10 protein-coding genes are annotated in these 12,295 nt (G+C 60.9%); 4 read left to right on the top strand and 6 right to left on the bottom strand.

Going from position 1 to position 12,295, the window contains the following annotated elements:
• On the bottom strand, positions 1-391 hold a 391-nt coding region (locus QZY07_RS03700), incomplete at its 3' end, for a (4Fe-4S)-binding protein (protein WP_295399851.1).
• 367 nt (positions 392-758) lie between these two features.
• On the opposite strand from QZY07_RS03700, the gene QZY07_RS03695 reads away from it, so the two are divergent.
• Together QZY07_RS03695 and QZY07_RS03690 are read left to right on the top strand one after the other, a co-directional pair.
• Positions 759-1,178 carry a Uma2 family endonuclease gene (locus QZY07_RS03695; RefSeq protein WP_363183679.1) on the top strand — a complete coding sequence of 140 codons (420 nt, stop codon included), beginning with the start codon at positions 759-761 and terminating at the stop codon, positions 1,176-1,178.
• A 227-nt stretch (positions 1,179-1,405) separates the two neighbouring features.
• The gene (locus tag QZY07_RS03690) at positions 1,406-1,537 is read left to right on the top strand and encodes a hypothetical protein (protein WP_295399849.1); all 132 of its coding nucleotides are present in this window, start codon (positions 1,406-1,408) and stop codon (positions 1,535-1,537) included.
• A 25-nt stretch (positions 1,538-1,562) separates the two neighbouring features.
• Here QZY07_RS03690 and QZY07_RS03685 read toward each other — a convergent pair whose 3' ends face one another.
• From QZY07_RS03685 to sat, 4 genes are all read right to left on the bottom strand, one after another.
• Positions 1,563-2,540 (bottom strand): diguanylate cyclase, encoded by a 978-nt coding sequence (locus QZY07_RS03685; protein ID WP_295399848.1) that lies wholly within the window; start codon positions 2,538-2,540, stop codon positions 1,563-1,565.
• An 11-nt stretch (positions 2,541-2,551) separates the two neighbouring features.
• Positions 2,552-7,243, bottom strand: coding sequence for a CHASE domain-containing protein (locus QZY07_RS03680; protein WP_295399846.1), 4,692 nt, complete (start codon positions 7,241-7,243; stop codon positions 2,552-2,554).
• 35 nt (positions 7,244-7,278) lie between these two features.
• On the bottom strand, positions 7,279-8,553 hold the full coding sequence (locus QZY07_RS03675; protein WP_295399844.1) for an aminotransferase class I/II-fold pyridoxal phosphate-dependent enzyme: 1,275 nt from the start codon (positions 8,551-8,553) through the stop codon (positions 7,279-7,281).
• 421 nt (positions 8,554-8,974) lie between these two features.
• Positions 8,975-10,162 carry a sulfate adenylyltransferase gene (sat, locus tag QZY07_RS03670; protein WP_295399842.1) on the bottom strand — a complete coding sequence of 396 codons (1,188 nt, stop codon included), beginning with the start codon at positions 10,160-10,162 and terminating at the stop codon, positions 8,975-8,977.
• A gap of 290 nt (positions 10,163-10,452) precedes the next feature.
• On the opposite strand from sat, the gene QZY07_RS03665 reads away from it, so the two are divergent.
• Complete coding sequence (locus QZY07_RS03665; protein WP_201095218.1) at positions 10,453-10,671, top strand: hypothetical protein; 219 nt, start codon at positions 10,453-10,455, stop codon at positions 10,669-10,671.
• 41 nt (positions 10,672-10,712) lie between these two features.
• On the opposite strand, the gene QZY07_RS03660 is transcribed toward QZY07_RS03665, so the two are convergent.
• The gene (locus QZY07_RS03660) at positions 10,713-11,390 is read right to left on the bottom strand and encodes a lytic transglycosylase domain-containing protein (protein WP_295399839.1); all 678 of its coding nucleotides are present in this window, start codon (positions 11,388-11,390) and stop codon (positions 10,713-10,715) included.
• 306 nt (positions 11,391-11,696) lie between these two features.
• Here QZY07_RS03660 and QZY07_RS03655 point away from each other — a divergent pair, with 306 nt between their 5' ends.
• Positions 11,697-12,284, top strand: coding sequence for a YcbK family protein (locus tag QZY07_RS03655; RefSeq protein WP_363183674.1), 588 nt, complete (start codon positions 11,697-11,699; stop codon positions 12,282-12,284).
• Positions 12,285-12,295 lie beyond the last annotated feature (11 nt).

Genomic DNA, 12,295 nt, shown 5'->3' with positions numbered 1-12,295 from the left:
TGTCGCAGAAAGGCTTGTTCCTGGACGCGCCGCAGCGACAGAGCGCGGCACGGGTGCGAACGCCGGGCATGTCCTCGCCAGCGCCCTCGATCCGCAGATCGCCGGTCAGATAGAGCGGACCGTTGTAGACGACCGTCACGGTGTTCCCGGCGGGTGCCGCTTCGGGTACCCCTGACTTGTCGGTATAGCTCAGCGCGCCGCTCGGACAGCGTTCCACCACCTCGCGGACCTCCGCCCTGCTCGCCGCATTGGGGAGGCACCAGGGCTCCCGTCCCCCGACGAAGAGATCCCCCTTGGCCAGGCCGCACTCGCCGATATGGAGACAGAGCCGCGCGTCCCAGCGGACATCGATCTCGCCGCCGGGATAGTCGATTGCCTGTTTGTCGCTCATGCCGATTTCCTCATCGTGACGTTGTGATAGGGAACGGACCTCTATCGCTTCGGCGGCTGCGGGAACGCATGTCCAAACCCATCGCGTGACCCACCTAGCGCAACGACCTCCATTTGCCGGAACTCGCCGAATGCATGCCGCAACGCCGCGACAAGAACAGTGCGCGGAGCAGAGGGAAAACCGCGAGTGGCATGCCGAAGTCCGTTGACTGACTTGTGCGAACGATTCGGCCGAGTTTCAATCCATGTCCCCGCAAGAAGGGCTCACGGATGACGTGGCTCCAGCAAGCGGGCTCCTATTGTACGGAACAGCGATCGGCGGTCAGGCGCGTATCCCAAGCAATTTTCAGTATGGCTGAACGTTCGCCATCGTCTCCGGAAGCCGTTCGTGGCGATCCGGGCGCGCAACGAGCCCTGGCATTCACTGTCCCTGCGAGGCGCTGTACGAGATCGATGTCGAGTTTGCCGAGGACACCGTCACGCGCCCGGATGTCATCGTCGTCTGCGGTGCGCTGGAAGGCGAGCGTATCGTGCGCGCGCCGGCGTTGATCGCCGAGGTGATCTCGCCGAAAACCGCGAGTCGCGACGAGCGGACCAAGTTCCAGCTTTACCGCGAGGAAGGTGTCGGCTACTACCTCCTGCTCTATCCCCGCCAGACCAAGGCCAAGGTGTATCGGCTGGTCGATGGCGAATATCGAAAAATCGGCGATTTCCAGCGCGAAACCTGCACCATCGAGTTGCCCGATTGCATCATCGACCTTGATATCGGCAAATTGTGGTCGCGTTGACCGCCCGGATACCCGACCGTTCGCGCCGCACGCCAGCGTCCCAAACCGCGCCGCCCAGGGTCAGCGAGCGAGGGCGGCGGCGGGGTGGCAATGTAGAAACAAGGCATTGCCCGGTGGCCGCCAGTTGCTTCCACGGCGCGCGGAAGAAGGATGGCGGATATCGCTCGACGACCAACAGGTCGGAAGGATGGCCCAGTTCTCGCGTCGTTCTGACCAACTGGACCGCCATGCTGCTCTGGGCCGCGCTGATCGTCCTGCTCGGCGGGATCGGTCTACTGACCCTGTTCGTCGGGATGATCCTGCTCTTTCCGGTCCTCGGATATGCCACCTGGCACAGCGATCGGCGGCTGGTCGCCTGACAGGACTCGGCATCAGGCTGTCCTGTCAGGAAATCGCCTCAGTCGTCGTCAACACGGTTCGATTGCGCCCCATTTCCTTGGCGCGATAGAGCATTCGATCGGCACTTTCCAGCAGATTCTCCGGCGAGTCGATGTCGCACAGGGCTTCCGCCGTGGTTCCACCGATGCTGACGCTCACCACCTGCGCGGCGCTCGAATACGCATGGGGGATGTTCAATTGCACGATGTTTTCGCGCAGTCGTTCGCCCAGTGCATAGGCATCGGCGCTGTCGGTCGCGGGCAGAATGACGACAAACTCTTCTCCGCCGTAGCGGGTGACCAGATCCCCTGGCCGGGACAGGCTGTTCATTAAGGACGAGGCGACCTGGCGCAGACAGACATCGCCCGCGCCGTGCCCGTAGTGGTCGTTGTAATCCTTGAAATGATCGATATCGACGATCAGGACCGAGAGCGACAGCCCCTCGCGCGCGGCGCGCTTGAACTCCATCTCGAAGGTGGTCGCCAACTGGCGTCGGTTCGCCAGGCCCGTGAGCTGATCGATGTGCGACAGTCTTTCCAGCGCGTCGGCCTGTCGCTTGAGCCGCAGGTGCGTGCGGACCCGCGCCTTCACGATGGGGACCGAAAACGGCTGGTGCGTGCGGACCCGCGCCTTCACGATGGGGACCGAAAACGGCTTGGTGATGTAATCCACGCAGCCTAGATTGAATCCCAGTTCCTCATCCTCCTCCGTATCCCGGGCCGTGACGAACATCACCGGAATGAACTCGGTGACCGGGTCGCTTTTCAGGCGTCGGCACACCTCGTAGCCATCCATCTCCGGCATCATCACATCCAGCAGGATCAGATCGGGGCGGGGCTCAAGCCGCGCGCCTTGCAGCGCGTCTTCGCCACAGCTGGCGACCTTGACCCGGTAGTCGTGCCGCAGCGCACGGGCGAGCAGTTTGATATTGGTCGGTACGTCGTCGACGATCAAGACAACCGGAATCGTCTCATTGGGCGTCATTGTCGGTATCCTTAATACGTCCGCTTTAGGTGAATCAACTGTTCCAGGCACACAATCGCTTGACGGTAGTCGATCTGATCGACCTGGCGTCTGAAGGCGCGGTAAAGCCCCTCGTCGCGGGCTGGAACCGCCGCCTTTAGTTCCTCCAACAACTGATCCGGGATCAAGTCCATCCCGCGCAGCAGCGTCTCGATTCGGGTCGCCAGTTCCACCAGCGCCTCGGAGGGCACGTCCGTCGCGTCGGCGGATGGCGGCTCGTCGGTGAGTGCCGCGATCTGGTCCAATGCTCGGGCATACGCCTGGCGCAACGCATCCAGCGCGGGTGTCGGATCATTCCCCTCTCCCAGTGCGGTGTCAAGCCGCTCCGCCGCCGCCGCCAGTTCGATGGCGCCGACATTGCCGGAGACGCCCTTGAGCTGATGCAGACGTTGACAGGTCCGCTGAAGATCGCCGACGGCGAGCGCGCCCCCGATCCCGTCCATATCGTCGCGAATCGTCTCGGCGAACTGGCGCAGCAGATCGATCGCGGACGCTCGATCCTCCAAGATGACCGCGAGATCGGTCAGATCGAATCCGGGCAGCACGGGCATCCAAGGCGCAGCCGGGGTGTCGAGGGCACCGATGTCGCTCGCGTCCGGCCCGAGGATCCAGCGCGCAAGCGTCGTCAGGAGTGCGTCGGGATGGATCGGCTTGCCGATGAAATCGTTCATTCCGCTGTCCATCGCCTGCTGGCGTTCCCCTGGAGTGATGCCCGCGGTCAAGGCAATCACCGGCAACGCCGCCAGCGATGCGTTCTCGCGAATCCGCCGGGTGGCGGTCATCCCATCCATCTCCGGCATCTGCACGTTCATCAGGACGGCATCGAAGCGTTCGCTCGCCAGCCGGTCCAGCGCCGCCTGACCATGCTCGGCCAAGGTGACCTGGATGCCCGAACGCTCCAGCAATTGCCGGACGATGCGTTGGTTAACGGGGTCGTTTTCAGCGATCAAGACCCGCGCGCCCGCCAGCGGAAAACGACACTCCATGCTAGTCCATCCATCCCAGGGCGGCGCCCCCTGGTCGGACGCTAGCACGGCTGCCCGTCCCAACGTTATGTCAAACGCGAACGCGCTGCCGCTTCCGGGCATAATCTCGATGTCGAACTGGCTGCCCATCAAGGACAGCAGTTCGCGACTGATGACCAGCCCCAGGCCAGTGCCGCCGAAGCGTCGCGAGATCGATCCGTCGGCCTGGGCGAAGGGCCGGAAAAGACCGGACAGCGTCTCCGGCGACATCCCGATCCCGGTATCCTCCACTCGCCAGCGCAGCCGGGCCTGCGTCGCGTCGACCGCAAGCGCGATAATCCGCAGCAAAACCCCGCCCTGCTCGGTGAACTTGATGGCATTGCCCAGCAGATTGGCAAGCACCTGTTGCAGACGCAGCGCGTCGCCGATCAAACGACGGGGCACCTCGGGCGCGACCTCGATCCGAAAAGCGAGTGCCTTTTCCTCGGCGGCGAAGGCAAACAACGCCTGGAGCGTCTTCAGCAATTCGTCCAGATCGAAGTCGGCCTGCTCGATGGTCATCCGCTCCGCTTCGATCTTCGAGTAATCGAGAATATCGTTCAGAATCCGCATCAGACTCCACGAGGAGCGATGAATCGTCTCCAGATCGTCGCGCACGTCGGGGGGCAGCGGTTTATCCAGCGCCAGTTGAGACAACCCGATGATCGCGTTCATGGGCGTGCGGATTTCATGGCTCATGTTGGCCAGGAATTCGGACTTCATCCGCGCCGACTCCTCGGCCAGTTCGCGCGCCCGCTCAATCTCGGTCACGTCATGGAAAGTCGCCAGATGCACACCCTCGAAGATTTGACCCGGCAGCGCGGTTAGGGCGACGACCACCGTGCGGATCGTGCCCTCTTTGCAGCGGATGTTCAGTTTCATCGGCTCGAATGTCCCGCCCTCGCGTTTGATCCTTGCCAGCCCATCGCACATGAAATTGCTGATCCAGTGGCGATACTCAGGATCGGGATAGGTCAGGCGCCGCCAAGCCGCCAAGGTCGGAATGTCTTCCAGGTTATAGCCGAAGGTCGCGACGAAGGCCGGGTTCAGATAGGTGATGTCGCGCATCGCATAGACGATAGCCAGGGGCGCCGGAGAGGCGTCGATGATGGCGTGCGCCTTCGCCTCGCTTTGTTCCAAGGCAAGTTGCGACTGCTTCCGCGCCGTGATGTCCGAATGCGTACCGATCATGCGCAGGGCTTGACCGTCGGCGGCACGGCTGACCACCATGCCGCGATCGAGTATCCATTTCCAACCGCCATCCTTACAGCGCATCCGATGCTCGTTCATGTAACTGGGCGTCTTGCCGTCGAGATGGGTCTGCACATCCGCTCGCGCTTGTGCCGCATCCTCCGGATGAACGCGCGTTTCCCATTCGTCGATGTGCTCGCCGATCTCGTTGTCGGCAAATCCCAACATGGCCTTCCAGCCGTTGGAAAAGAAGATCTTACCCGTCTGGAGATCCCAGTCCCACACCCCATCGCCTGGACCTTCCAGCGCGAATTGCCAGCGCCGCTCGCTGTCGATCAAGGCCGCTTCAGCCTCCTTTTGCGCGCTGATATCGTGCATGAAACCAAAGGCATACAGTATCTCGCCCGCGGCATTGCGCACCGCTCCGGCGCGCTCCCAGAGTGGGAAGCAACGCCCCGTGCGATCGCGGACTTCCAGCTCGCCTTCCCAGCTTTCGCCGCGCGCCAACCGGGGCGCGACCTCTTGATTCAGGCGCTCGACGGATTCCGGCGGATAATAACCGCGATAGTTCAGATGGAACGCCTGCTCCAGTGGCCACCCGAATAATGTTTCGTGCGCGGGATTGATGTAAACCAATGCGCCGTTCGGATCGCTGATCGCGATCGCTTCCTCGGAGGTTTCGACGACGGTCTTGAAGAGACGCAGCGTCTCTTCCGCCCGCTTGCGCTCCGTGATATCCACGAAGGCGATAACCACTCCATAGTCGGGATGATTGGAGAGCATGGCGCTGACCGAGAGCCAGGTGACGCCTTCGGGCCGGACGATGCCCATCTCCACGTCGCGCACCGCGCGCCGTTCGACCATCGCGCGCACGCTGGCGTATTCCTCCGACGGCATGGGCGAACCGTCCGGTCGAATGATCGCCCATTCCTTGCCGTCATAATCCCGCTGGAGATGTTCGTCCCGCGTGATGCCCAGCAGGGATTCCGAGGCGCGGTTGCAATCGACGAGATGCCCCGAGGGATCGGTGATAGAGATCCCTACCGGCACCAGATCGTAGACGGTCCGCAGCATGGTCTCGGACGCGCGCAGCGCCGCCTCGATCCGTCGACGCTCGGTGATGTCATGCACGATCGAATGCAGTAGGGTGCGCCCGCCGACGGTCACCGGGCCGGTATGGATTTCCACATCACGGATGTCACCGGACGCCAGGCGCTGCTGGCGCTGGCAATAGAGTCTTGTGCGCGCGACCGCGGCTGCCATCTCGCGGCGCATCTCCTCGGCGGGCAGCGGGTTGATGTCCGTGATGGACAACGCCAGGAGTTGCTCGCGCGGATACCCATAAAACGCGACGGCCGCCGAATTGGCATCGACGATCCGCCCGGTCTCCGGATCGATCAGCAGCTTGATCGCTCTATTGACCTCGAAGGCCTGGGCGATCTGCAAGGCGCGCGCGCGATTACGGATCAGAAGCCAGACCACCAGAGTCAGGGCGAGCGTCCCGGCGCCGCCGAGGATCGCAAGATCGCTTGCCCGCTCGCTCGGTTGTCTGGCGTCAAAACCGGGCAGCGAGCGCATCACAACGAACCAACGATGCCCGGCGATCTCGATCTCCCGCTCGACGCGAAAGGCCGCCCGGTCAGGCGTTTTTTCGAGATCGGACGCGAACAGCAGGGCGGCCGGCGCAGACGAGTCTCCATCATGGATGGCCAGGCTCATGGAGCGACCCATGTCCTCGTAGTGATCCTTGAGAATGCCCCGCATCAGATCGTTCATGCGAAACGGCGCATAGACCCAACCCAAAAGGTGACGTCGGCGTTCGTCCGGGGTCGCCTGCGGCGCCTGTTTGACGTACAGCGGCACGTACATCAGAAAACCGGCCTGCACGTCCTGTTCCGTCTCCTGCACCAGCGTGACCTTGCCGGAGATCGCCGGTTCGCCCCGATCCCGCGCGCGTTCCATGGCCGCCCGCCGCACCGGCTCCGAATACATGTCATAGCCAAAGGCGCGGAGATTGCGGTCGGCAAAGGGTTCCAGATAGAGGATCGAGGTCCAGTCTTCGCGGTCGTTCTCGGGCCAGATCCGATACTCCGGGAACCCTTCCCGGCGGACCCGGTCGAGATGCGCGGCCTTCTCGTGGGCCGGAATCCAGCGCGCGAAACCGATGCCCTGGATGCCCGGATAACGCTGCTGCAAATTCAGCCCGTTGACATACTCCCGAAACTCCTCGCGCGTGACTGTCTCGGAGACGTTGAACAGACCCGCCGTGCCCCGCAGAATCTCTTCGTAGCGACTCAGACGATCCCGAATATGGTCCAGGGTTTCGTTGGCGCGAAACTCGAATTCCGCCTGGAGTTGCTCCAGGGCATCCTGCCGCGCGTTGAACCAGCTCGCGTAAGCCACGATAAGACCGGCGACCAGCACAAGCCAGGGCAGGAGCCGAGTGGGCAGGAAGCGATCACGCTGCATGATGGATCGTCAGTGCGCGGAGATGAGCGGTGGATTTATGCTGCCGCCAGTGCCTGCTCCAGATCGGCAACGATGTCGTCGATGTGCTCGATGCCGATCGACAACCGGATCAGATCCGCCGAGACCCCGGCGCGCGCCAGTTCCTCCGGCGCAAGCTGACGATGGGTGGTGGTGGCCGGATGACAGGCGAGCGTCTTGGCGTCGCCGATATTGACCAGACGCACCGCAAGCTTGAGCGCGTCGATGAAGCGGGTGCCGGCCTCGATCCCGCCCTTGATCCCGAACGACAGAATGGAACTCGCCTTGGCGCCGTCCATGTACTTCTGGATCAGCGGATAATCCGGGCTGTCGGGCAGTCCGGCATAGCGAACCCAGCCCACTTTGGGATGATCCTTCAGGAAATTAGCCACCGCGACGGCGTTCTCGCAATGGCGGTCCATACGGACATGGATCGTCTCGATCCCTTGCAGGATCAGAAAGCTGTTAAAAGGCGAAATGGCGGCGCCCATGTTGCGCAGCGGTACCACGCGGGCGCGTCCGATAAAGGCCGCCGGACCGAACGCCTCGGGATAGACCACGCCGTGATAGGACACATCCGGCTGATTGAGCAGCGGAAAGCGCTCGGCATGCTCGGCCCAGGGGAATTTGCCCGAATCCACCAGCGCGCCGGCGAGGGTGGTGCCGTGACCGCCCATGTACTTGGTTAAGGCATGGACCACGATATCCGCGCCATGCTCGAAGGGACGGCAGAGATAGGGCGTGGGCACCGTGTTATCGACGATGAGCGGCACGCCATGCGCGTGGGCCATATCGGCGATGGACTGAATGTCGGCGACATTGCCCGCCGGGTTGCCGATGGATTCGCAGAAGACCGCGCGGGTGTGGGCGTCGATCTGGGCGTCCATCCCGGCGATGTCGTTGGGTGCCGCAAACCGCACCTGAATACCCAGCCGTGGCAGGGTGTGGGCAAACAGGTTGTAAGTTCCGCCATAAAGCGTCGCGACCGCGACGATGTTGTCGCCGGCCTGGGCGAGGGTCAGGAGCGCGGCGGTCACGGCGGCCATGCCCGAGGCCAGCGCCAGCGCCCCGACGCCGCCTTCCAGCGCGGCGACCCGCCGCTCCAGCACATCGCTGGTGGGATTCATCATGCGGGTATAGATGTTGCCCGCGACCTTCAGATCGAACAGATCGGCCCCGTGCTGAGTGTCGTCGAAGGCATAACTGGTGGTCTGATAGATGGGCGTGGCGACCGACTTGGTGGTGGGGTCCGGCGCGAAGCCGGCATGGATGGCGAGGGTTTCGAGCTTCATCTCAGGGTCCTGTCGGTGGTCGTTTTTGTGAGGAGAGACATCCGCGCGATGATCCCATGACGGGAGATGGTTCTCGCCAACGAATGGCGTGGATCTTATCCAGGGCATCCATGGCTGTCGATGCGGACGGTCATAGGCTGGGACGACACAGTGGCGGATCGGCAGACCGCTGATCAGGGAGTCCGGGATGTCTCATCCAGGATCTTCTTTCGGCAGGCGCCCGCAGTCATCGATGGCGGTCGCGCCTTATGAGGAACGTCAGACGCGAACCAAAACGAGATTAATCAATCTACTAGCGAAGTAACGCGGAGAGGGCAGGAATTCCGGGACGATTGAAGCGGCCTCCCGTCGGGCCGCCCCTCTCGTAAACTCGACGCACAGGCAGTCAGTGTGCATACAAAGGGTGCGTCAAGTCGTGCCCTCAATCCAGCGACTGATAATAATCCATCAGGATTTGGGCCACCTCCGGTCGCGAGAATTCGGGCGGCGGCGCCACCCCGCTACCGAGCAGTTCGCGCACCCTGGTGCCGGAGAGCAGCACGAAGTCTTCCTTGGTATGATCGGGCGCCTCGCACATCATCACCACTCGGTTGAGCTTCTTCGAGTAAGCGGTATGATCCGCTTTGAATATTTCGATCTGCATCGCGCCAGACGGAACCTCTTCATCGAAAATCACCTGAGCATCGAATGCGCCATAATAGTCGCCCACTCCAGCATGGTCGCGGCCGACGATAAAGTGGGTTGCGCCCATATTCTGTCGGAAATAGGCATGCAGTACCGCCTCGCGAGGCCCCGCGTAGAGCATATCGAAGCCATAGCCGGTCACCATGGCGCTGTTAGGCGGAAAATAGAGCTCGACCATCTTGCGGATCGCGGCGTCGCGGACCGGGGCGGGGATATCGCCCGGCTTCAGCTTCCCGAGGAGCATATGAATGACCAGGCCATCGCAATCGAGACGCTCCATGGCCATGTGACAAAGTTCTTCGTGCGCGAGATGCATGGGATTCCGGGTCTGGAAGGCCACCACACGCTGCCAGCCGTGCTCCGCGATCTCGTTTCTAATCTCGACCGCGGTCCGGAAGGTATCCGGGAAATCGTCCTGAAAATAGGAGAAATTCAGTACCTGGATCGGGCCGGACACGGCAAGACGCCCTTGGCTGTTGAAGGCTGCCACTCCGGGATGCGCGGGATCCAAGGTGCGATAGACCTTCTCGGTCATCAGGTTCATCTGAGCGTCGGAGATCTGTTCGATGGCCGCGACATCCATGATGGCCAGCACCGGATTTCCCGCGACGTTCGGATCGCGCAGGGCGATCCGCCGGGCATCGCCGATGGCCGCGACACTTTCCAGCAGGCAGAGAATCGGCACCGGGAAAAAGAGACCGTCGGTCATGCGCATGGTGTTGGCCACGCTGACGGCATCCGCTACATTCATGAATCCAGCGAGCGGACTGAAGTAACCGCCGCCCATCATGACGGCATTGCCGGCGGCCTGTGAACTGATGATGACCGATGGCAGGGTTTCAGCCTCGCTCATCAGTGCGTGGTGGCGGTCCGGGTCGTAGGCAAAAAGTGGTTTCAAGGTCTCGGAACCCACGGGTTTGATCATCGCCTGTCTCTCCTCTCGGCTGTCTCTAATTGGGTTGATCGCGCCGGAACCTTAGCACGACCATGGGCCAGTCTTGGCATGGTTCTGTTTATGGATCGAACAATTTTACAAGGGTTTGCGGCACAATCCGACGGAGGATTTACGCTAGACTCGACTCTGTTTAAACTGCCTCAAGCGTGATCGTTTGACGCGTGGCCGGAACCTACGCGGGCCATCTTGGATGCGGATGAAGATCGACAGGCTCCTGAGCGCGCATTGCACACCACCAACAGTCCATGGATTCTCTTGAAATGCCTTATTTCGTCTACAAAATATCTCCGCCTCGACAGCTCGAACACCTCGCAACGGTCGATCAGTATCAGGACGCGCGCGCGACCGTCCGCGGACGCCGCGAGCAGGAACCCCGCGAGACGGGAGTCGAGTACCGGCTTATTTTCGCGAGACAACAAGGCGAAGCGGAGAAAATCCTCTCGACCCCGCGCGATGAACGCGTGATCGGAGAGGATTGATTGGCGAGGCAGATGAATCCGCCGATCAGGGTGCCGAGCCCTCAGCGAACAGTCATCACGATGCTGGCGGGTTGTTCGTCACGGAAATATTGGAGAACCTTGCGAACGTAGCCCTGCGTCTCGGCATAGGGAGGAATCTTGCGACCATGTTTCATCACCGCGCCCTCCCCCGCATTGTAGCCCGCGAGCGCAAGCCGCAAATCCTGATCGAACATGTCAAGCAAATCGCGCAGATAGGCTGCCCCACCGCGAACATTCTCGACCGGATTGAAACTATCCGAGACCCCATAGCGAGCGGCGGTACCCGGCATCAATTGCATTAACCCCTGCGCACCCGCTGAAGAGACGGCTGATGGATTGTAGGCGGATTCTGCGTGGATCACGGCATGCAGAAGCCCCGGAGACAAGCGATAACGACGAGCGTTCGCCAGGATCAGGCTGTGATAGTTGGATCGGCGCTTCGACAGCGACTTGTTTGAAGGCGTTTTTGCAACGCCCGGTTTAAAAATAGCGTCGACCGCCTCCTGCTGAGACTTCATCGCCATTTTTTTCGCTTCTCGATGCCATTCCAGCCGATATCGGGTGCCCTTCAGCGGCGTGTCGGTGAAATAGACATTGCCCGCCCCGTCCACGTATTTGTAGACATCCGCCCAAGCCGGCTCTCCGCACATCGCCGCAACGAGACCAACCGTCAAAACAGCTCGCATTGCAACAAGCATCAATTAACCCCCCAGAAAGCCCGAACCGTTCCATCATAGTTCAATATCGCGCTCCACGACATCGCTGAAGCAAGTGTCTTGTTCGCGGATTATTGTACTTGCCCGAGGCGATGAAGTTCAGCCTTAAAACTCCTATTTTCAGACAAATTTCTTTATTCATTTAAGCAAGTTAAAGCTGAATCAAGTAGATTGTAAGCTGCCTATTCCCGAGACTTGTATATGAGCTAGTTATGTTTTTTACTTCATGTAAAACTTTAAGTTTTCTTGAGAAACTGCGCGAAGAAAATTTTTGATTGATTTCTAGATATGCATGCCTATAATCACAGGCTTAAAGTCAGTCAACGTCCAGAATGTACCGGGGGGAACATGAATCGACGTTATTTCCTTGGGACTTTATTGTCCTTGGCGTCCGCACCCGTCCTTGCGAAAAAAATCTACGAACGACCACGTCAACTTTCATTTCATCATTTGCATACGGAAGATCGTCTCAGCGTTGTCTATCGAATCGGCGACCGCTACCAATGGCGCGCGCTCCAGCAGTTGAACCACTTCTTCCGGGATTTCCGCACCGGCGAGACCCTCGCGATGGATCCCCAGCTTTTCGACCTGCTGTACGATGTCAAAACCCACTTGGGAGATCCGGACGCCCGTTTTGATGTCTTGAGCGCTTACCGTTCTCAAACAACCAACTCGATGCTTCGGCGCTCTTCGCGTGGCGTCGCAAGAAACAGCCTGCACCTCACTGGCCAGGCAGTCGATGTCCGTTTTCCCGACTTGTCCATCCGCCACATTCGCGACGCGGCTGTCGATCTTGGTCGAGGTGGCGTTGGCTATTACCCACGCTCGAATTTTGTCCATCTGGATACCGGTACAGTCAGGTGCTGGGGCGCTTAACGCGATACCGC

Origin of the sequence: uncultured Thiocystis sp., from assembly GCF_903866365.1 — a bacterium.
Taxonomy (GTDB): Bacteria; Pseudomonadota; Gammaproteobacteria; order Chromatiales; family Chromatiaceae; genus Chromatium.
The sequence above is the reverse complement of the archived record's forward strand: the minus strand, read 5'-3'. Positions and strand labels throughout refer to the sequence as shown.